This window comes from Romboutsia sp. LXY-2 (assembly GCF_056171995.1).
The window spans coordinates 849,057-871,069 of the sequence record NZ_JBKFGI010000001.1 but is presented as its reverse complement, the minus strand read 5'-3'; the positions used below and the strand labels follow the sequence as shown (position 1 = coordinate 871,069).

The 22,013-nt window shown below is 27.7% G+C and carries 24 protein-coding genes and 1 riboswitch; of the genes, 21 read left to right on the top strand and 3 right to left on the bottom strand.

Going from position 1 to position 22,013, the window contains the following annotated elements:
- Positions 1-20: 20 nt before the first annotated feature.
- From ACI48P_RS04240 to ACI48P_RS04200, 9 genes are all read left to right on the top strand, one after another.
- Entirely contained in the window at positions 21-395 is a 375-nt protein-coding gene (locus tag ACI48P_RS04240; RefSeq protein WP_475213784.1) for a RidA family protein, read from the top strand.
- Between the two features lie 198 nt (positions 396-593).
- Positions 594-2,828 (top strand): sigma-54 interaction domain-containing protein, encoded by a 2,235-nt coding sequence (locus ACI48P_RS04235; protein ID WP_475213782.1) that lies wholly within the window; start codon positions 594-596, stop codon positions 2,826-2,828.
- 307 nt (positions 2,829-3,135) lie between these two features.
- On the top strand, positions 3,136-4,305 hold the full coding sequence (locus tag ACI48P_RS04230; RefSeq protein ID WP_475213780.1) for a MalY/PatB family protein: 1,170 nt from the start codon (positions 3,136-3,138) through the stop codon (positions 4,303-4,305).
- A 126-nt stretch (positions 4,306-4,431) separates the two neighbouring features.
- A complete protein-coding gene (gene nhaC / locus ACI48P_RS04225) occupies positions 4,432-5,889 on the top strand; it encodes a Na+/H+ antiporter NhaC (RefSeq protein WP_475213778.1) in 1,458 nt (485 codons plus the stop codon).
- Between the two features lie 18 nt (positions 5,890-5,907).
- Entirely contained in the window at positions 5,908-6,177 is a 270-nt protein-coding gene (locus tag ACI48P_RS04220) for a hypothetical protein (RefSeq protein WP_475213776.1), read from the top strand.
- Positions 6,178-6,406: 229 nt separating this feature from the next.
- The gene (locus ACI48P_RS04215) at positions 6,407-6,922 is read left to right on the top strand and encodes a helix-turn-helix domain-containing protein (protein WP_475213774.1); all 516 of its coding nucleotides are present in this window, start codon (positions 6,407-6,409) and stop codon (positions 6,920-6,922) included.
- A gap of 102 nt (positions 6,923-7,024) precedes the next feature.
- Positions 7,025-7,681, top strand: a complete 657-nt coding sequence (locus ACI48P_RS04210) for a TetR/AcrR family transcriptional regulator (protein ID WP_475213772.1) — start codon at positions 7,025-7,027, stop codon at positions 7,679-7,681.
- A gap of 104 nt (positions 7,682-7,785) precedes the next feature.
- Positions 7,786-9,060 carry an MFS transporter gene (locus ACI48P_RS04205; RefSeq protein WP_475213770.1) on the top strand — a complete coding sequence of 425 codons (1,275 nt, stop codon included), beginning with the start codon at positions 7,786-7,788 and terminating at the stop codon, positions 9,058-9,060.
- Positions 9,047-9,397, top strand: coding sequence for a hypothetical protein (locus ACI48P_RS04200; protein ID WP_475213769.1), 351 nt, complete (start codon positions 9,047-9,049; stop codon positions 9,395-9,397). The genes ACI48P_RS04205 and ACI48P_RS04200 overlap by 14 nt, the downstream gene beginning before the upstream one ends.
- A 166-nt stretch (positions 9,398-9,563) precedes the next feature.
- On the opposite strand, the gene ACI48P_RS04195 is transcribed toward ACI48P_RS04200, so the two are convergent.
- Positions 9,564-10,682, bottom strand: coding sequence for a sensor histidine kinase (locus ACI48P_RS04195; protein WP_475213767.1), 1,119 nt, complete (start codon positions 10,680-10,682; stop codon positions 9,564-9,566).
- A 682-nt stretch (positions 10,683-11,364) separates the two neighbouring features.
- Here ACI48P_RS04195 and ACI48P_RS04190 point away from each other — a divergent pair.
- From ACI48P_RS04190 to ACI48P_RS04175, 4 genes are all read left to right on the top strand, one after another.
- Positions 11,365-12,021: a TIGR00266 family protein gene (locus ACI48P_RS04190; RefSeq protein ID WP_475213765.1), complete on the top strand. Its 657-nt coding sequence runs from the start codon at positions 11,365-11,367 to the stop codon at positions 12,019-12,021.
- Between the two features lie 133 nt (positions 12,022-12,154).
- A complete protein-coding gene (locus ACI48P_RS04185) occupies positions 12,155-12,664 on the top strand; it encodes an RNA polymerase sigma factor (protein WP_475213763.1) in 510 nt (169 codons plus the stop codon).
- Positions 12,654-13,613 carry an anti sigma factor C-terminal domain-containing protein gene (locus ACI48P_RS04180; RefSeq protein ID WP_475213761.1) on the top strand — a complete coding sequence of 320 codons (960 nt, stop codon included), beginning with the start codon at positions 12,654-12,656 and terminating at the stop codon, positions 13,611-13,613. The genes ACI48P_RS04185 and ACI48P_RS04180 overlap by 11 nt, the downstream gene beginning before the upstream one ends.
- 22 nt (positions 13,614-13,635) lie before the next feature.
- The gene (locus ACI48P_RS04175) at positions 13,636-14,004 is read left to right on the top strand and encodes a hypothetical protein (protein ID WP_475213759.1); all 369 of its coding nucleotides are present in this window, start codon (positions 13,636-13,638) and stop codon (positions 14,002-14,004) included.
- Between the two features lie 201 nt (positions 14,005-14,205).
- On the opposite strand, the gene ACI48P_RS04170 is transcribed toward ACI48P_RS04175, so the two are convergent.
- Positions 14,206-14,886, bottom strand: coding sequence for a hypothetical protein (locus tag ACI48P_RS04170; protein ID WP_475213757.1), 681 nt, complete (start codon positions 14,884-14,886; stop codon positions 14,206-14,208).
- 126 nt (positions 14,887-15,012) lie between these two features.
- Positions 15,013-15,073: riboswitch (Fluoride riboswitch) on the top strand.
- Positions 15,074-15,172: 99 nt separating this feature from the next.
- Between ACI48P_RS04170 and ACI48P_RS04165 the strand changes: the two genes are divergently transcribed.
- Positions 15,173-16,396, top strand: coding sequence for a voltage-gated chloride channel family protein (locus tag ACI48P_RS04165; protein ID WP_475213755.1), 1,224 nt, complete (start codon positions 15,173-15,175; stop codon positions 16,394-16,396).
- A gap of 118 nt (positions 16,397-16,514) precedes the next feature.
- On the opposite strand, the gene ACI48P_RS04160 is transcribed toward ACI48P_RS04165, so the two are convergent.
- A complete protein-coding gene (locus ACI48P_RS04160; protein WP_475213753.1) occupies positions 16,515-16,787 on the bottom strand; it encodes a hypothetical protein in 273 nt (90 codons plus the stop codon).
- 399 nt (positions 16,788-17,186) lie between these two features.
- Here ACI48P_RS04160 and ACI48P_RS04155 point away from each other — a divergent pair, with 399 nt between their 5' ends.
- The 7 genes from ACI48P_RS04155 (at position 17,187) to ACI48P_RS04125 (ending at position 21,909) form a co-directional block, all read left to right on the top strand.
- Positions 17,187-17,612, top strand: coding sequence for a hypothetical protein (locus tag ACI48P_RS04155; RefSeq protein ID WP_475213751.1), 426 nt, complete (start codon positions 17,187-17,189; stop codon positions 17,610-17,612).
- Between the two features lie 52 nt (positions 17,613-17,664).
- Positions 17,665-17,946: an Rpo12/RPC10 RNA polymerase subunit family protein gene (locus ACI48P_RS04150; RefSeq protein WP_475213749.1), complete on the top strand. Its 282-nt coding sequence runs from the start codon at positions 17,665-17,667 to the stop codon at positions 17,944-17,946.
- A gap of 278 nt (positions 17,947-18,224) precedes the next feature.
- Positions 18,225-18,797, top strand: a complete 573-nt coding sequence (locus ACI48P_RS04145; RefSeq protein WP_475213747.1) for a sigma-70 family RNA polymerase sigma factor — start codon at positions 18,225-18,227, stop codon at positions 18,795-18,797.
- Complete coding sequence (locus ACI48P_RS04140) at positions 18,790-19,845, top strand: DUF4179 domain-containing protein (RefSeq protein WP_475213746.1); 1,056 nt, start codon at positions 18,790-18,792, stop codon at positions 19,843-19,845. Before ACI48P_RS04145 ends, ACI48P_RS04140 begins: the two co-directional genes overlap by 8 nt.
- Positions 19,846-20,088: 243 nt before the next feature.
- Positions 20,089-20,295: a hypothetical protein gene (locus tag ACI48P_RS04135; RefSeq protein ID WP_475213744.1), complete on the top strand. Its 207-nt coding sequence runs from the start codon at positions 20,089-20,091 to the stop codon at positions 20,293-20,295.
- Positions 20,296-20,325: 30 nt separating this feature from the next.
- Positions 20,326-21,201 carry a DUF4346 domain-containing protein gene (locus ACI48P_RS04130; RefSeq protein WP_475214147.1) on the top strand — a complete coding sequence of 292 codons (876 nt, stop codon included), beginning with the start codon at positions 20,326-20,328 and terminating at the stop codon, positions 21,199-21,201.
- 186 nt (positions 21,202-21,387) lie between these two features.
- Entirely contained in the window at positions 21,388-21,909 is a 522-nt protein-coding gene (locus ACI48P_RS04125; RefSeq protein ID WP_475213742.1) for an LURP-one-related family protein, read from the top strand.
- Positions 21,910-22,013 lie beyond the last annotated feature (104 nt).

Sequence of the window (22,013 nt, the reverse complement as noted above, 5' to 3'; positions counted from 1 at the left end):
AAAAGGAAGGATATTTTATCATGAAAGTACTTGAAACAACAAAAGCACCAGGAGCAATAGGACCTTACTCTCAAGGATATCAAATAGGAGATTTTATATTTACATCAGGACAAATACCTGTAAATGCAGAAAATGGAACTGTACCTGAAGGTATAACACTACAAGCAGAAGAAAGCTGTAAAAATGTTAAAGCTATATTAGAAGCAGCGGGAGCTAGTTTAGATAATGTATTCAAAACTACTTGCTTCTTAGCAACTATGTCAGACTTTGCAGCATTTAACGAAGTATATGCAAAATACTTTACATCTAATCCAGCTCGTAGCTGTGCAGCAGTAAGAGAATTACCAAAAGGAGTACTTTGTGAAATAGAAGCTATAGCTGTTTTAAAAAAATAGTAACTAGCCTAATAGTCAAACTTAGAAAAATACATAGTGCTATTAATTTAATATCAATCATGTAGATAAGCCACTTTTTTAATAAAAAAGTGGCTTATTTATTATAAAAATATGATAAAGTGATATGCTGACTTTGATTTTGAGATAAAATGTTGATATAATCATCTGTACAAAATTAATGGGTTATAAGGAGCAACCATGGAGACAAGAGAACTAGCTATAATTACACTAAAAAAAGATGCAGCAAAGGCTTATGCAAATCAAATAAGAGATTTTTTAGGAAATAACATAAAGATATATCTGTATTCTTATGAAGAAGGGAATATTACGTATTTTAAGGAAAAGCTAATAGTTCTTTCAGTTAAGTTAAAGTATGATGAGATTTCATCAATCTGTGCAAAGGACTCACAAATAATAATTCCTAGATTAACCTTTGAAAAATCAAGCTTTAAGAAGCTATCAAATATAGATAAAAATGAAAAAACATTTGTGTATAATCTAACTAAAGCTATGGCACTTGAGACTATAACCATAATACGTAGACTAGGATTTAATAAACAAAACCTTATACCAAGCTATCCAGGTTCAGATAATATATTACCTGATTCTGTGATTTTAACTCCAGGTGAAGAAATTTTAATAGAGTCTTATAACTGTGAAATAATAGATCTTGGATATAGAACAATAGACTTAGGATGTATCTCAGATATAGCAATAAAACTAAACTTGGAACATTTAATAAAAGAAGATTTACTTCAAAAGTTTACTGATAAAATTGTTCCAACTAGTTATATAGCGAGAAAGCTTTTGGTTAGCCAAAGTAAGTTAGAAAGTATATTTGAGCTTTTATTATCTTCAATAGATGAAGGGCTGGTATGTGTAAGTGAAGATGGAATAGTACAATTTTATACTCACTCTGCAAGAGAAATACTTAGTATAAATGATGACGAAATGATAGGAAAATATATTGGTGATTATATAAAGTCTTTTGATTTCAGCCAATTAAAAAATAAAGAAAATTCGATTCTGCAAAAACTTGTTAAAGTAAATAACATTGATATAAATTTTGAGATTAAATATACAGACACTAACTCCTTTAGTGGATTTATAATAAAGCTTGTCAAGTTTTATGAAGCTGAGAAAAAACAAGCAAAACTAAGAGCTGAACTTATGAAATCGGGAAATGTAAGCAAGTATAATTTAGATGATATTATAGGTTGTAGTGAGAAAATATTAAATACTAAAAAAATAGCTTACAAGATGGCTCAATCAAATTCATCAATATTAATAATAGGTGAAAGTGGTACAGGAAAAGAACTTTTTGCTCAGTCTATACACAGTGCTTCTTCAAGAGAAAGAGGTCCTTTTGTGGCTGTAAACTGTAGTACTTTCCAAGAAGGATTACTTCAAAGTGAGCTTTTTGGATATGAAGAAGGTGCCTTTACAGGAGCTAAGAAAGGAGGGAAAAAAGGTATATTTGAACTGGCTAATCAGGGTACAATATTTTTAGATGAAATTGGAGAAATGGATTTGAATTCTCAAGCAAGTCTTCTTAGAGTAATACAAGAAAGAGAAGTAAGAAGGGTTGGTTCTGATAAGGTTATTGATTTGGATATAAGAATAATTGCTGCAACAAATAGGGATTTAAAACAATTAGTAAAGGAAAAAAAGTTTAGACAAGATTTGTTTTATAGATTAAATGTATTGCCATTAAATATTAGTCCTTTAAGAGATCGTATAGAGGATTTGTTTTTAATATTTGAGTCTTTTAAGAAAAATTTAGATGCTAATTTTACTCTTTCTAATGAGGTTATAGAAGTATTTAAAAATTATAGTTGGGAAGGTAATATAAGAGAATTAAGAAATATAGCTGAATATTTTTCTTATATTGATAAGGACGTAATAAAGATAGAGGATTTGCCTGAATATATATTAGAGCCTATCGAAGCTCAGAATGGAACTTATAAAAATTTAAAGAATATAGAGTACGAAGATATAAATGTAGAAGAAGTAGGATATGTTAATGCAGGAGAAACCTTGAAAGAAAGAAGCGTAAAAGAAAAAAGAAAAGATCAAAAATATATTGATATAAGAGAAACTTTAAGAGAACAAGAGTACAAGAGATGTAATGAGGAAAAAAAGGAGATAGAGAGAAACATTTATAGGTTAGGTTTTAAGAGAGACTTAGAAGATTATATTTTTGTATTAGAAAAAATGATTGAAGCTTTTGATTTAAAACAAAGAATAGGTAGAAGAAGATTACATGAATATGCTTTAAAAGAAGAATTGTTTTTAGGTGAACAACAAATAAGAAGTATTCTCCTTGAGCTTCAAGAAAAAGATTTTGTAAAAGTCTTATCTGGTAGAGGAGGCTCAATAGTTACGGAAAAAGGAAGATTATTTTTAAAAGAATATAAAAAATATCAAATATAAATTTTAGAAAATAGATTTAATGAAAGTTAAAAAATGAATTAAACAAAATGAAATTAATAAACGGGATTAACGGGTTAAATGGTATTACCGTTAAGCCTGTTTATTTTGTTTGTGGGTTAAATATATAAGGAAAAAAATAGTGGGATAATTTTTAGGGTAGAAAAAATCTTGTTTATTATTATTAAAAAATAAAAATATTTATGTATATTTCAATGTTTTAGGAGATAGCAGAAGAAAGAAAATAACATTTGGCACGTATGTTGCTTTATAACATTATAGAATTAAAAAAACATGGAGGTATATTATTATGCATTACAATTTTGATACTGTAATTGACAGAAGCGACAATTTCTCAGCTAAGTGGTCTGAAATGAACAAAAAATATGGTACTAACGGCCTTTTACCTATGTGGGTAGCAGATATGGATTTTAAAGCTGCACCATGTATAATAGATGCACTTAAGTCTAGATTAGACCAAGGTATTTATGGATATACAACAAGACCTGCATCATATAATGAGTCAATTTGCAATTGGGTGAAGAGAAGATATGGATGGGAAATAAAGCCAGAGTGGTTAGTATTTAGCCCAGGAGTTATTCCAACTATAAGTATATTAATAAATGAAATTACTAATGAAAATGACAAGATAATGATACAAGAACCAGTATATAGTCCATTTAATAGTGTTGTAAAACAAAACAAAAGAGAGCTTGTAATAAGCCAATTGGTTAAGCTAGAAGATGGAAACTATGTAATGGATTATGAAGATATAGAAGAAAAAATCAAAGATGTAAAAATGTTTATACTTTGTAACCCACACAACCCAGTTGGTAGAGTTTGGACAAAGGAAGAACTTAAAAAATTAGGAGATATATGTTTAAAGCACAATGTATTAGTAGTATCTGATGAAATACACAGTGATATAATACTAAAAAATTATAAGCATACTCCATTTGGATCAATAAGTGAAGAGTTTGCAAAAAACAGTATAACTTGTATGGCCCCAACTAAAACATTTAACATCGCTGGACTTCAAACATCTCAAGTTATATTACCGAATGAAGAACATTACAAAATATTAGACGATGCTTTCATAAGACTAGATATAAGAAGAAACAACTCATTTAGTTTAGTAGCAACAGAAGCTGCTTACAATCAAGGGGAAGAGTGGTTAGAAGAGTACCTTGAATATTTAGAAGGAAACATAGATTTTGCTATAAATTATATAAATGAAAATATACCATCTTTAAAAGTTAGAAAGCCAGAAGGAACTTATTTATTATGGGTAGACTTTAGTAATACAGGACTTAGTGATGAAGAAGTTGTTAATGCTTTAGTAGAAAAAGGTAAGGTAGCTTTAAATAGTGGAGACTCTTTCGGTATAGGTGGAAAAGGGTACCAAAGAATAAATCTAGCTTGTCCAAGAACAATGGTAGAAGACGGACTTGAGAGGATTAAAAAAGCTATAGTAGGATAATTATTGTAGTCTAGCTTAAAGGTAATAATTAAGCTAGACTATAAAAAGCATTAGAATATTTATATTTAAGTATGAAAACGTTATACGAATGATTAAAAATAAGTGATATCAAAAGGACGGAGTAAAATGAGTAAAAATACGGAAAAAAGAAAACCTACATTTAAATTTGCAGCCTTAGTAATGATTGCAATTATATCTTTAACTACTGTTGGGATGGTTGTATTTGACGCATCTATAACAACAATGTTTTTATTATCATGGCTAATAGTAGTGCCTGCCGCAATGAAGCTGGGTTATACAAATAGTGAAATTGAAGAATTAGGATTTGAAATGGGAAAAGGAGCTTTTCAATCTAATATAATAGTACTTTCTGTTGGAGTATTAATCGCTACTTGGATAGCAGCAGGAACAATACCTACTATAGTTTATAGTGGACTTACAATAATAACACCGAAGTATTTTTTAGTTACAACTCTAATAGTATGTTCATTAACATCTATAGCTACAGGAACTTCTTGGGGAACATTAGGAACTTCAGGTATAGCTTTAATGAGTATAGGTACAAGTATGGGTGTTCCAGGTGGTTTAACTGCTGGGGCAATAATATCTGGCGCATTCTTTGGAGATAAGATATCTCCACTTTCAGATTCAACAAACTTAGCAGCTGCAGTTTGTAAGACTGATGTTATAACGCATATAAAGCATATGATGATGTCTACAATTCCTTCTTATATAATATGTGTGGTATTATATACAGTTATAGGATTTAAGTACGCTAACAACACTATTGATTATAATCAAATAAATCAAGTTATGGACGTTTTAAAGTCTAACTTTAATATAGGTTTTGTTGCTATAATTCCAATAATATTCTTATTTGTTTTATTATTATTACAAAAGCCATCTATAGTTTCTATATTAGCTTCAGCTACTTTAGGGGCAGTAGTAGCATTTGTTCAAGAGGGAGAAAGTTTATCAAGTTTATTTAACTATATGCTTAATGGTTTCTCTATAGAGACAGGTCTTTCTTATACGGATCAACTTTTAAATCGTGGTGGTATAATGAGTATGGCAGAAACTGTATTATTAGTATTTGTAGTTTTCGTTATAGCTGGGATACTACAAAAAACAGGTTTTTTAGAAGTATTACTTGAGCCTATGCTAAGCAAAATAGGAAATTCTAGAGCTAAGTTAGTTACGACTACTTTTGTGGCAAGTTATCTTGCAAATGCATTTAGTTCTTCAATGATGTTCACTTATGTGTTTGTTGGTACTATAATGTCACCAATATACAAGACCTTTAAGTTAAAGCCAGAAAACTTAGCAAGAATAATTCAAGATACCGCAACTCTTGGAGCTCCATTAATACCTTGGAACTCTAATGCAATCTTCTGTAGTCAAACTTTAGGGGTTAGCCCATTTGAGTTTATTCCATATTGTTTCTTAAGCTGGATAAACCCAATAATAACATTTATATATGGTGTGACTGGATTTAATATGAAGACTTTTACAGAGGAAGAGTTAAAGGAAGCTAAGAAAAAAGAAGAAGCTAAATGCAATAGCGATATTAAAGATGCTATATAAATAAAGGAGTAATCAGATATGGAGTTTCATTATTATTATATAATTCAAGATATTATAGGAGTGCTTATGGCATTTGTTGGCATAAGAATGCTTACTTTAAGTGTAAGAATGCTTATGTCAGGCAAGGTTTCTAAAAGTGCATTGTTACTTACTATTAGCTATGGATTAATAGTAGTTTCAGGAGTTAACTTGTTAGTAAATGAATTTGGATTAATGCCTTGGATTATAAGTATAATTCTGGTACTTCTAAGTTTATTGATTACAAGAATGGTTGGTAGATTTGAGTAAAAAATAAGTTGAATATATTTCATATAATAACAATATTTGAGATATTGAGACTCAAATATTAATAGTGAAGATTAAGAACCGTATTACTATTAAGTGATGCGGTTTTTTTGATATAATAATTAAAAACACAGGTATAATCAGCAACGCAACCAGTGGTTTACAAAGTGCAACTGTGTGATTATTGATATAACATAGATAAATCTATACAATAGGAAAAGAGGTGATTATATTGAATTTAGGAGATAGGATAAAGAATTTAAGAAAAGAAAATAATTTATCACAAGAACAGCTTGCCCAAAAATTAAATGTGTCTAGACAAGCTATATCAAAATGGGAATCTAATAGAGCTTATCCTGATATAGATAATTTGGTTTTATTGAGGAATATATTTAAGGTTACTTTAGATGATTTAGTAATTGGTCAAGATAATATTGAGGGCGAAAATAATATTGAAGATGTCAAAAATATGGATGAAATTAAAGATGAAAACAATGTTGAAGAAGAAAATATATATGGGTCTGTTAAATCAGATAATGATGTGAAGTGGTATAATGTAAAGCTTGATAAAAAAGACCACGAAGATGAAGAAGATAGTGACGATGATGATTTTGATACTAATTTAATGGTTGGCGGATTAATTATTGGAACAGCCATAGGAATGATTACTGGTGATTTTATGTGGGCTACGGCATGTAGTTTTATAGGTATGGGCGTTGGATATATATTAAAAATAATAAAAAAATAGGTTAGGATGTTTAGATTATTGCTTTAAGTTTTTGTTGACATGGAAAAAATTAGTTGATATGCTTAATACATACCGAACGAAAGTATGTAAAGGAGAATAGTAATGGCAAGAAATAAAAATCCTGAGATTACAATAAATCGTATTATAGATGCAGCTATGGATCTGTTTTTAGAAAAAGGATATGATAATACTACTATTCAGGATATAGTAGATGCTCTAGGCGATTTAAGCAAAGGGGCTATTTATCACCATTTTAAATCTAAAGAAGAAATAATAGAAGCTGTTATACCTAGACTTTATGATTCATCAGATAGTCAAATTTTAGATATAAAAGAATCTACTTCTTACACAGGGATAGAGAAGCTTAAAAAAATATTACTTATTTCTTTAAAAAACCCTGGTCAAGAAAAATTGGCTACGGCAGCACCAAATTTAATGAAGAATCCTAGATTCTTAACTCAACAACTTTATAATACTATTGAAAGTATAGTGCCTAATCTTATGGAGCCTATTATTAGAGAAGGTATAGAAGATGGGTCAATAGTAAGTGATAGTCCAAAAGAGGTTGCGGAAGCTTTTATGATTTTAATGAATATATGGATAAATCCAGCTATATTCCATGTTACAGAAGAAGAATTTAAGAATAAGTTTATGTTCTGTAGAAAGCTATTCGAGGATTTAGGTATACCTGTATTAGATGATAGTGTTTTTGAAGTATTAGAAAAATATAGGGAGCTTATTGAACAAGGAAGAAAGTAAAAAGTTAGTATAAAAAATACTGCCCAATGTGGCAGTTAATTTTTGGTTTTATACATACCAAATGAATGTATGTAAAATATAATTAATATATATGGGGGTTAAATATGAGTAACAAGACAAAATTTTTTAGAAAAGACTTTACCTTAATGGTAATAGGTCAGATAATTTCCTTGTTTGGAAATTCAATTTTAAGATTTGCATTACCACTTTATCTTTTGGATACAACAGATTCAGCAGCTTTATTTGGGGCAGTGTCTGCTTGTTCTTTAATTCCAATGATAACACTAACTCCTTTTGGAGGAATTATTGCTGATAGAGCAAACAAAAGAAATATTATGGTGATTTTAGACTTTTTAACGGCTTTATTGATTACGGTGTTTGCATTTTCCATAGGAAAGTTGAATTTGATAATTATGCTAATAATCACACTAATGATTTTGTATGGAATACAAGGTGCTTATCAACCTACTGTTCAAGCTAGCATACCGCTTTTAGTAGATAGAGATAATTTGTTACCTGGAAATGCTGTTATAAATCAAGTTAATTCATTGGCAGGATTATTAGGACCTGTAATAGGTGGGATTTTATATGGTTTTTATGGATTGATGCCTATTTTAATAGCTAGTATAATTTGCTTTTTTGTATCTGCTATTATGGAGATATTTATAAAAATACCTTATACAAAGGAAGTAACTACTTCAAGTGCTTTTTCTATTGTAAAGGAAGATTTTTCAATTAGCTTAGGCTTTATCTTTAAGGATAAGCCAGTAATTTTAAAAACTATTATAATAATTTCTTGCTTTAATTTAGTCTTAACATCTTTAATAATGATTGGTATTCCAGTTATTATTACTCAAATATTAAACATGTCAAGTCAAGCTTATGGAATAACTCAAGGTATGTTAGCTTTTGGGGGGCTATGTGGTGGAATTATGACAGGGGTTTTGGTAAATAAAGTTAAGATTTACCATAGCCATATAATGCTATTACTTGCTATATTAGGCTTGATGCCAATAGGTCTTGTACTTATGTTTAATGTAGATTCAATGATTTCTTATGTTGTAATTACTATTTGTTGTTTTGTAATTATGGCTATGTCTACTTTATTTAGTATTCAAATTTTAACTTTTATTCAAAGTGAAACACCGACCAACCTTACTGGAAAAGTTATTTCATTTTGTATGGCAATGACAATGTGCTCTCCACCGATTGGTCAAATTATATATGGATATTTATTTGAATCACTTAAAAATGATACACACATAATTATATTTGGGGCTGTTTTAGTTTCTGGAGTAATAGCGCTTATGTCTAAAAAGGTTTTTAGTAGTTTGAAAGAGGTCAATGTTTATAGTGAGGTTTGTCATGTCAGTGAATAACTTGATATGTAAAAGTGTCAACCTTGTAGTAGGAATATTTAATATTGTAGCCATAGTGCCTTTGGTATTAACAATTGGGCTTGTTATTTTATCATTATGTGCAGTAGATTTAACTCTTTTTATAGCATGTATTTTAGGAATTTTAAAAATATTAATTCCTAGTTTGCCATTTGATTTTCAAGTAGATAGTATTATATTAAGAATTATTATTGTGTGCTTGATAGCTATTGTAGGATATTGTTTATACAAATTTTTAAGAATATGTATACCAACATATCTAAGTTTTTTAGATACTTATTTGACAAAAAGTTTTACATTCAAATTTAGAATAATATAAATAGCATTAGAAATTTAGTAATGATATAAATTCAAAGTATTGATTATAAATATTGTAAAAAAAATAATAGCCTTAGTCACTATGATTATATGGTTAAGGCTATTATTATGTTTATGACATATTAAGTTTAAAGAAAATATGATAAAGGGATATTTTAAAGAATTTATTATAAAGACTTATTTATTAACAATATAATTGTACTAAAAATATTATTATTATGGCTACGATCTACATGTCCATTATATTTAGTAACTATTTTATCTATTTGTAATAAACCAATACCATGAATGCCTGATTTTTTTCTAGTTTTAAAAATAGATGTTCCTAAATTTCCATCAGTGGGATTTTTTATTTTGATAATAAATTTATTGTTTTCCGTTTTTAGATAAATATCAATCCATCTATCATTAGAAATTCGCTCACAAGATTCTATTGCATTATCTAATAAATTAGACATAAGTGTGACTATATCTAGCTCATACATAGAAAGGGGTTGTTTAAAATGTATATCTAAATTAACTGTAATATTTTGTTTTTTTGCATAGTTAATCTTAGAATCTAACAGACAATCTAATATAAGGTTGTTTGTATATACTACACCTTCTAATTTGCTTGTTTCTATATTCAATTCATTTATATATTTTCTTATTTCTTTCTCTGATTGGGATTCTAATAAGCTTAGTATTATACTCATATGATTTCTTAAATCGTGATTCCAATATTTAACATTCTCGAAGGCGTTTAAGGCTGTATCACTATATTGGGCTAGATATCTGAATTTATCATTCTCAAGTGAATTTTTAGAGTACTTCTCCAAGTAAGTTGAAAACCTAATTATTATCAGCATTATAAGTAGATATACCATAAATAATATAAATGCAATGAAAAGTAGTGTATAACCTAAATTTTCACTATATTTATTCACAAAAGCCATTAATATTAAAATTAAAGCTCTTATTACAAGACATAGTAAGGTAATTAAGGATAATATTTTATTTGGTATATAATTGATATGAGATGCTACATTTATTAACATAAAGATATAGATCAATTTAAGTATCTCTATAATAATAAATAATATGAAATTATTTATTGGAACGTCAAATAACGTTATCCATACAAATACTGATAAGTTTGATACTAAAAACATACCAGTTGAATATATTACTGATACAAATACATTTTTACAATAGCTTTTAGGTTCTATTAAAAATGGAATTACTAGTGTTATTGTTAATAAAATTAATTCTACTAATAAAATATAATTTATACCATAGCGCATCATGGTAAGATAATTACAAAATGTAATGGAAACAAATAAAAGCCATGAAAAACGTCTTACATTTTCTCGTGTATATACTTTCTCACAAAAGCGTAATGTTAAAATGAATTCTAGAAAGATAAAAAATATCCAAACTATATTATTAATTATCATTTTAACACCTTGCATTAGAATATAGTCTACAAATTTTTAGTTTGGTTTCTTTTGTTTTTAGGTGATCAATATGTATTTTGTAGCTAGAATTAAGTATCAAATAATTTTTTTCATTTTTTAAGATTGCTATATTCATAATTGTCCGATCTAACTCCTTTATAATCAAATTATTAATATACTAAACTTACCTTAGTTACTATATTTTAGTACAAATTCTTACTATTGTAAAATTGCCTTAATACTAAAAAATGCAGATTATATAATCTACATTTTTTAGTTAAACATTAAATAGTGACTCGATTTCTAAAATTTTTTATAAAGATAGATCTTAACACAATCTTTATACCCTCTACACCATCCTTAATACCAGCTTAATTTCAAAAAATATACAATTATCATAAATTATAAGTGAGTAGATAAAAAAGGTATTTCAAGGATGGATATCTATGAGCAGTATTGTTTTACAAAGTATTTTTTTATGGAGTACTAAAATTTGATATAATATATACAAAACAATTAGAGGGGTGATATTATGCAAAATGATAAATTTGAACTATTATGTCAAGGAGACAGTAGAGTTCTTAAAATAAATGCAAACAAAGGAGAGGCTTTTATTGTAGAAGCTGGTTCAATGATAGCTATGACACCAACTTTTGACTTAAACGTAAAAGCTGGTGGAATAGGGAAGATGTTTGGCAGAGTAATGTCAGGAGAAAGCGCACTTCTTCAAGAGTATAAAGCATATGATGATGGCGAACTGTTATTAGCACCGACAGCATCAGGAGATATAACAAGTGTAGAACTAGATGGAAGTAAAAGTTTTAGAATAAGTAATGGAAACTTTTTAGCTTGTACTGATAGTATAACACTAGAGACAAAAGCAAGAGTAAAAGGTATTTTTGGTAGTGGAGAAGGCCTATTTGGGCTACGCACTAAAGGTAGAGGTACATTATTTGTAAATTCATGTGGATCAATTTATAAAATAGATCTTAAAGAAGGACAAGAGTATATAATTGACTCAAGCCATTTAGTATTATGGGATAATGATATGCAATACTCTACAGAACTTGCAGCTAAAGGGCTAGCATCATCTTTCTTTAGTGGAGAGGGATTAGTAGCTAGGTTTAGAGGACCTGGAGAGATTTGGATACAAACTAGAAAACCAATAGTTATGTCAAGTAATGGATAGGTCTATACTTATAATAATTTTATGCCCTTAAAATCTAGATAAATAGATTTTAAGGGCATTTTTTGTAAAAACTAAAATAAACTGTATACTTTTTTACAGATGCAACGTTATATAGATGAAAGGAGTCAAAACTTTGAAAAATAAAATTTCTGATATAGAACGGCTGTACATGGAAAAATCTAATATTATATATAAATACTTGCTTAAAATCGGATGTTTAGATGAAGATGCTAGAGATATAGTACAAGATACATTTTCTAAAGCTATAGAAAATCTAATCCATCTAAATGAGAAAAACATATCAGCTTGGTTATTTAAAGTATCGCTTAATAAGTATTATGACTTATGTAGAAAACAAAAAAGATATCCAGTCATAGTCATTGATGAAAATATAATCACAAATCTAATAGAAGACGATAGTGAAACCCTTTTAATAAAAAAAGAAAATAAGCTAGAAGTAGAAGAAATATTAGAAGAGTTAAGTCCAATATATGAAAATCTAATTGTGATGAAATATGATCTTGGACTTAGTTATATCCAAATTGCAAATATGCTAGATATGAAAGAAGAAACAGTAAAAACTTATTTATATAGGGCGAGAAATGATTTTAAAAGAAAGTGGGTTATGAAATATGAAAGATAAGAAAGAAGAAACAATGTTTGATTTTGAAAACAGAGAAGAAAATAAAATTATAAGTAAGGCTAGAAGTAGAAGTTATATGAAAATAATATCTATAAGTTTTGCAATTACAGTATTTGTATTGACTATTGGTATTGCTTCAAAGCTGCAATTATCACCGTATATAATAACAAATAAAATAATAGAAATAGAGAGCTATAATGACGTTGTTGGCGCCAATACTTTTATAGGGCCATGGGATGAAGAAAATAAAATATTCAAAAGTGGAGCTACAGCTATAAGATACAAACTTATAGGAAATAAACCTGTATACATGGGGACAGTAGATATAAATAAAGTTGACTATGAGGATCAATTAATAACAGAAAACGATGGGATATACTCATATTATGGAAATAAGATAATGGAGTTTTATCATCCATTTGTAGAATACGATAAATATTCAAATGACTTAGAAAACATAGATATTATAGATGCTAATAAAAATATCGAAATGGGACTATCATTTGATAAACTATATACTATAGAAGAAGTAGAAAATATACTTCCTAAAAGTGTAAGTATAAACTGGTTATGGGTTGATACTATAAAAGGCGATCAATTAGAAGCGATTAAAAAACTTGATAATGGAGTAACAAAAATAGATGCACAAGTTCTAACACAAAACCAAGTAGTAGGATTTTCTACAATAGGAGAAGATGGTAATCCTAAAGTGAATCCAGTAGATGACTTTATAGAAAATCTTAAGTTTGGAATGAGTAAAGGTGGTAAGTACAAAAAAGATATAAAACATATATATCAATCTCTAGCAGAAAAGGATGAAAACATAGACAAAAATAAGATAAAAATAATGGGTGCTGTAGTAGTAGGAGATAAAGAAGGACTAAATCAATTAAAAGGCTTGGATATAATAAAATCATCAAGTATGGGTGTAACAAATAATAAATACTAATTTAAATAAAGGAGAATAAAGAATGAATAAGATTATTCAGTTTATAGAAAATAAAAAGGTTTTATCATCAGGTATTATATTTGGATTATTATCAATGATCGTAAATATTTTATCTGTTATGCTAATAGGTCAAGCTCATATATATGATATAATACATGCATTTCCAACTGTTATTGTATACGACCCAATAATAAATGCATTGGGAGGTTATGTAGCATCAGAATTAATATTTATCCCATTAGCAGTACTTATAGACTTTATAATAGGAATAATAATAGGATTAATATTAAAAAAATTCACAAAAACAAGAGAAAGTTACATGGTAGGAATTTTAATATTATTTATCGTTTATTGGGTATTAATAACTTATCAATGGTTACCTATAATATAATTTTTGTTAATTAGAAATTATATAAAATTAGATTGAAATTATAATAAAATATCAGGTATATTAGAGAAGTTAGGTCTAATTTATATGATATTTTTTATTATATATTAAGTTAGTGTATATCATAGATTTTATGAATTTGAATATTAATATATTCATATATTAGGAAGTCTATGAATAAGAAAGCCTCTTATTTATTGTAATTTAATCTATACTTGTAGAAGCTATTTTTTTGTCTAAATATGATTTTAACTTATAGTCATTTGAATCAACCAATAGCTTTTTACTATAATTCTTTGTTCTTATTCTAAGGTTTTTGTTTTTGCCAATAGCAAAATATTTATGAGCATACTCAATAGATGTAATCTGTTCAAAGTCTAAGACAGTTGAGTCATGAAATATGATTTTATCATCACTTATTGTGGCAACATTTTTAAAAGATTTTATAAAATCTGCAATTGCTACTATAATCAATACTAAAAATAAAATGATACCAGCAAAATCTTTCGAAGTTGCTACTTTAAAAAATCCTAAAATACCACTAACTCCAATTTTATTTTGGAAAGATAGAAACTCATTTGTATCTCTAATAAACATATCCAAGCAAAGTGATACATTGATAATTAGAATAAATGAAAAGATAATTTTTGAGTTTTTATTTTCTTTATAAGTCATAAAAACTTGGCTTTTTTTACGCGTTTTATTTAATAAATCTTTTTTGTAGATACTATCTTTGTAGCTTATATAGACCATAAAAATAAGGAAACTTATTCCTGATACAATGTTTAACAATAGGTTTTTAGAGAAAATTAAGATACCTATTAAAACTAATATAATGGATGCTCTTATAAAATCATTTTTTGCAATTTTATCTCCTATACTCATAAATATTCCCCCTGGTAACTTTATATAATATGTTTGCGTATATTAAGTGTATCAGAAGAGAAGATGTTTCACTATAAGTTTAGGGTGTATTATTTGTTAGAATAAGGTATAATTAAAAATATATATATAATAATAGGCGATGGAGTTCGCCATTAAATGCTTTGAAGCTAATGACTCCTACTCTTAATAATAAGGGTAGGAGTCTTTTTTATTGGCAAAATGATGTAATCATGAGCATTGTTGTTAGTTTATATATTTACGTAAATAATAATATGGAGGTGGTATTATGAGTGGTATAAAAAAACACTTATTAGAAAACAAATTAATATTTTCAAATTTTGTAAAATGGTTTTTCCTAGCACTTTTATCAGGAAGTGTGGTAGGTGTGGTTATATCCGCATTTTTAAAAAGTCTTCAATTGGCAACTTACTTAAGGGAACAAAATGGATGGTTAATTTATTTGTTACCTTTTGGTGGGGCGGTTGTAAGTTATATATATTTTAAATATGGAAAGGATTCATCTAAAGGAAATAATCTAATAATACAGAGAATTAATGAAGGAGATGGATATATTCCTTTTAGGATGGCTCCGTTGGTATTTTTCGGAACATTTATTACCCATTTGTTTGGAGGTTCAGCAGGAAGGGAAGGGACTGGTGTTCAAATAGGGGCTAGTATCTCTGCTAAAATAAGTAGATTATTAAAACTTAATAAATCGGATACTACAATAATAATTATTAGTGGTGTAAGTAGCGGATTTGGTGTTGTATTTGGAACGCCAATTGCAGGTACGATTTTTGGATTAGAGGTAAGTAATGTTGGAAGAATGAGGTATGAGGCAATTATACCTTGTCTAATTGCAAGTTATATAGGAAATAGTATAGCAACTTTGTTTAAGGTTACTCACACTCACTATCATATGGAAGAGGTAGCTGCAAATAATCCTACTGTTTTTTTAAAGGTTATAATTTGTGCTATATTATTTGGATTGGTGAGCAAGTTGTTTTCTGAAGCTACTCATTATCTAAAAAAATATTTCTCTAAAAAGCTTTCAAAGGACTATATAAAGTCATTTGTAGGTGGGATGATTATTATTGTTTTTGTTTTAGTAATAAATGATAGAAGTTACCTTGGTTTAAGCTTAGATTTATTAAGTAAATCTTTTGAACAACCAGTTGAATCATACTCTTTTATCATAAAGTTATTGTTTACATCTATTACTTTAGCAACTGGATTCCAAGGGGGGGAAGTTACTCCATTGTTTGTAATTGGAGCTACTTTAGGTAATGTTTTAGGTGTGATTATGAATTTACCAATATCTTTTTTAGCTGCTCTTGGAATGATTGGTGTATTTTGTGGAGGAACTAAAACACCTATAGCATCATTTTTTATGGCTCTTGAATTGTTTGGAGGAGGTAATATTAAATTTATATTCTTAGCTTGTGTAATAAGTTATGTTTTTGCTGGTAAGAGTGGCATTTATTCTTCTCAGAAAAACTCTATTATTTAAGAGGTGTTTTTTAAGTTTAGTATAAATAAAAATCCAATAACTTAAGTTATTGGATTTTTATCTATATATTAATATTGTTTATTAAATCTATTTTGTAAAATTGGAATTTACTTATCTACTACTTACCGTATTCGTATAAGTAAACCCATTTGAAACCATAACTTTGAGTGTAGAACATTGGTAATATTGGTATATCAATCATTTTAGGTTGCTCTAGCATACCAATGTATTTGATGTTATCAATGGTAACTATTGGCTCCATGCCTTCGTGATTGATATATAATTTTTTATTATTTCTTTCGCAATACTTGATTAACTCATTTGTAAAATCATGTGGATTTATTATTGGGTTATCTGGCTCAAATTTGTACACATATTTTGGAAGTTTCATTTTTATCCCCTCTTATCTGATTAAATTAACTTACTCTGTACACTTATGTCTATCTAGTCATTCCTAAGAAATAAAGTCTGTTTATATCTTCATTATAGTACCAGTAATATCCAGGTGCAACTGTATTTTACCGTTCTTATTTTATACATAGATTAATATTGTTCATATATGAATTAATTAATTTACGCTAATTCTGACTATTAATTCTGTACGTATCAAACCTAAAAGCTATATTCATTTTTGAAATACATTTACTACCATTTGTATGAATATATAAACTATTTGAAATTAATATTGTGAGTTGATAGGAAGGTTATTTATACTTTTAGTAAGATAGGTATTTAAATATATTAGGATATTTGATTTATTAATTTAGTGGATATTTAGAAGGGGAATTGTATGAGAAGATTATTATTGGTGATGAGTTTAGGAATATTTTTGGTTGGATGTAATAGTAAATATGAAGAGTCGCCTTCTTTTAGTGAAGGTACTACATCTATTTATGGCTTTTCAAATGATAGAGTTGTAACTTATTATGTTGACTGTGAACTTAACAAAATAGGAGAGTATTTTTTAGACTTATCGGCTCATATTCCTAATGGTGATGGCTCTTATAAGGAGCTGATAAAGAGTAGTAAGTTTGAGGTTGGAGCTGATACTAATTTGTTGGTGGATGGAATATTGGTTGAGGAAATTGAGGAAAAAATAAAATCCATAACTAGTGTGGATTTTAGAGAGTTAGAGTATCAGGTTGATGTTTTTGAATCTGAAAAGGGTGAAAAAGGTAGTGGAATAGGCTCTACTTGGGAGATGTTTGGTGAGTAAGATAGTAGATTATATGATTAGTAAGATGCAATATTATAAGGGGGAGATTATTTTGGAGGATACAGTTATAATAGAAAAAATAAAAATTAGAATGGTTTATATATTTTGCTTTATTGCTATGATTACATTTTTTATATCATTTTTCTTTCAAAGTGAAACAATTAAAATCATACTTCTACTGATTGGAACTGCTATATTTATTTTATCTGTAGTATCAAATTATAAATATATTAGATGTAATAACTGTGGTTCTGTCATATGGGTTAGAGGTTTGATTTTTAAAGGTGAACCAAACTTTTGTAAAGATTGTGGCTTTAAAATTTTATACAAATAATGATGTTAGCATATTTAACTTAATATAAATTATAATTAATAACTCTATCTTAGTATAAATGTTACAATGGCTAGGATAGAGCTTTTTTACGTATAGGTAATTTTTTATGTTCAAATACATAACAAATTAAGCTAATAAATTCAAAATAAAAATTTATAAAAAATTTATTGCAACTATTTAAGAAACGTGAAAGTCTAATTGGTGTAAAAGTTAAAGCTTTTATAAAAACATTATAATGTGATGTGTTATAACACAAAAAAATAGATACGGAGGGGTATATGTTAAATGTATCAAAGATTTCTTTGCCAAGTACAAGAAATGAGTTTTCTAAAATAAAACTAGCAAAGGCATCAATAAAGGGGGATTCGAAAGCTTATACTGAATTAGTTAAGCTTTATAAAAATGATTTGTATAAAATAGCTTATAGCTATATTAAGGATGAGCAAAAAGCACTTGATATACTTCAAGATACTACATACAAAGGCTTGTTGAATATAAAAAAATTAAAAGAAGCTAAGTACTTTAAAACTTGGATAACTAGAATTTTAATCAATATAGCGATAGATTATTCTAGAAAAGAATCAAACATAACTTATTTAGAAGAAGAAGAAGCATTTTTAATGAAAAGTGAAAAAAGTATATCTATTGAAGAAAAATTAGATTTGTACGATGCAATAGATATGCTAAGGGAAAATTACAAAATGGTGATTATACTAAAGTACTTTAACGATATGACAGAGGAACAAGTAGCAAATACTATGGAGATTCCTATCAATACTGTCAAAAGTCATTTGAGGAGAGCTAGATTAGAGTTAAAAGATATTTTAAAGGATGGTGAAGTACATGAGTAATAAAAAATATGAAGAAATAAATATACCTTTAAATATAGATGATGTAATAGAAAAAGGAGTATCAAAGGCTTTATCAGAGGGAAAAAATTTAAAATACAATAAATCAAAGAAAATATTTAAAGTAGCAGCTGCAGGTTTAGTAGGGGTAATAACTCTTGGTATAGTTAATCCTGCATTAGCTTCGAGAATACCATTTATAGGTAATGTATTTGAATCAATAGAAGAGAATTTGTACTTCCCAGGAAACTACTCTCAGTATGCTACTTCAATTAATGAAACAGCATATTCAAATGGAATAGGGATTACTTTTAAAGAAGTAGTGTGCGATGGACAATATTTATATGCTACTTTTGTAGTTGAAAATGAAGAGCCATTCCCTTATACATCTTGGGAAAATGGAAAAGAGCTAGATATGAATCAGTTAATAATAGAAGAAAAATATAATAAGTTAGATTTTACTAAAGAAGAGCCGAATATTTCAGGATTTGCAGGGTTAGAAGGTAAGTTTATTGATGAGTATACATTTGTAGGAATTAGAAAATATGATTTAAGCGAGATTAAAGAAGAAATACCAAGTGAATTTAATTTTAAAACAAAGATTGAAGTTGTGATTAATTCACCTGTAATGCTTAATGATAAAAACTATATAAAATCTGGTACTTGGGCATTTAATATTCCTGTTAAGGTGAGTAAAGAATTAAAGGAAGAAATTAAGATAGAAAATGTCGAAAATGAATATATAAAAATTGACTCAGTAATACTTACACCATTTGAAATGAGGATTATAGCAAAGTATAAACAAGGAAATTGGAATGACTATGAAATGAGGGTATATGATAAAAATGGTGAAGAGTTATTTAGCGGTAAAGTTATTGCTGATGAAGATAAAAAGGAAATATGTCCATATCTAGCAGTACCAGAGGATAATAGTGAGGTTAGGATTGTTATTGATAAAGTGACGTGGAAGGAATTACCTGGTCAACCGGGTTCACTTGATGAAGTTGGGAGAGAGCAGATCTTTGATGAGGTTATTGAGCTTAAAAAATAATATTGATGTAGTGTATATTTGGGTTAAGGCTTTTATTTTGTAGAGGATATTCCATCTTTCTGGCTTAATATTATATGGTAACTAGGAAGATGGAATTTATATTGCTATTTCAAGTGTTCACGAAAATTTTTTTTGGTATACATATGTAAAGTTATAAAAAATTAACAACTTTTACATATTATGTACATTAAACTTTGTGGTATGTATAATTAAATTAAAGAATTATTTGTGGAGGGGTAAAAAATGACTACAACTGAATCACTTGAAAATGTTAAAAAAATTATAAAAAAATCTATGGAGCTTTCTAAGTGTAGAAAATGTGAGTGTATGAAAGAATCTTTAGGAAGTATAAAAAATGCACTTTTAAATAATAAGGAAAATAATACATTAGAATTATTAAAAGAAGTAGAAAAGTCATTAGATAAATTTGAGAATATAGAATATGCATGACTTGGATGTAAACACTGCTGGTCGGCAGATATTACAAATACATTTGATGACGCTTTTTCTGGACTAGATAATATCCATTCAATAGAAACATATGATAATAATCATGATAATAAGTTACCTGCTGTAGGAGAATATCATGTGTTATCGTTAGGTTATAAATACCCAATAGCTATATCTACTTTAGGGAATACAGAATTAGCTGATAAAATATCAGAGGTAAAACCAAATGGTTTAAGTATTGTAGGTAAAACAGAAACTGAAAATATAGGTGTTGAGAAAATTATAAAAAACGTAATAGCTACGCCTTCAATTAAGTATATGATTCTTTGCGGTAATGACTCAGTTGGACATTATAGTGGCGATACATTAATATCTCTTATAAATAACGGTGTTGATAGTAACATGAGAGTTATTAACTGTAAAGGAAGAAAACCTATATTATCTAATAGCACATTAGAAGAAATAAGCATATTTAGAAATCAAGTTGAAATCATTGATATGATTGGATGTGAAAACTTAGATAATATTTTAAATAAGATAGAAGAACTATTAAACAAGCATTCATGGGATTATAGATGTGACGAAAAGCATCCTATAATGAATAGTAAATCAATGGAGATCGTAAATGTCATAGAAAAAGATCCTAATAAAGTTAAATTAGACAAGGCAGGATATTTTGTAATTGTACCTAAGCCAAATACTAATGAAATTTTAGTAGAGCATTATAGTAATGCTAATAAATTACTTCGAATCATTAAAGGGGATAATGCAAGAGATATTTATTGGGCTATCATAGAAAATGAGTGGGTTACGGAACTTAGTCATTCAGCTTATTTAGGTAAAGAGCTTACAAACGCTGAAATGTCAATTAAATTAGGATTTAAGTATATTCAAGATAAAGCTTAGTTTTATATTGTGAACCTCTAGAACAATAAATTTAAACTATCGCTCTTTTATTGAACAGAATATTAGATATAATTCTCATGACGATAATTTTATACTAAGATAGTAAATAAGAATTTATTAGAGACGCTATTTTTATTATCGTACAATGGTTATATATCAAATAAGATATTTATGGGGGGAATAGAAATGGAAAGTAAAATGAAAACATATTATATTAAGCAAAATATTTCCTTAAATGATAAGTATTATGTATATGATGTTAATAATGAGCCTTATCTAGAAATAACTAGTAATAATAAATTATTAACAATGGTAGATAGATTATTAGGGTCTATTTTTACATTTGGAAATAAGCTATACATAAAAAATTTAGATGGAAAAGAGATTGTAACTATAAAAAAGAAATTTGGATTCTTTAAAGAGGAATATGATTTCTATAATGAAAAAAATATTATAGCATCATTTAAACAACACATTATTTCAATTAAACCTAAAATATCGATTATCACAGATAATGATAGCTATTTAGTTAAAGGCGATTTAATGGCTAGAAGTTTTACTTTTTCTAAAAATAATATGGATATCGCAAAAGTAGAAAAAGTTTTACTTAGTTTTAAGGATAGCTATAAAATTAATATTATTGAAGATGAAGAAGAAATTATATGTTTATCGATATTAATAGCAATTGATAATTCTATGCATAATTAAAATACATGAAAAATTACTAGACGTTGTAAAATATAGCGTGTTTATTTAGTGAATGCTACAATAAACATAAGTTCACAATAGTTATAAATTATATATTAGGGGGG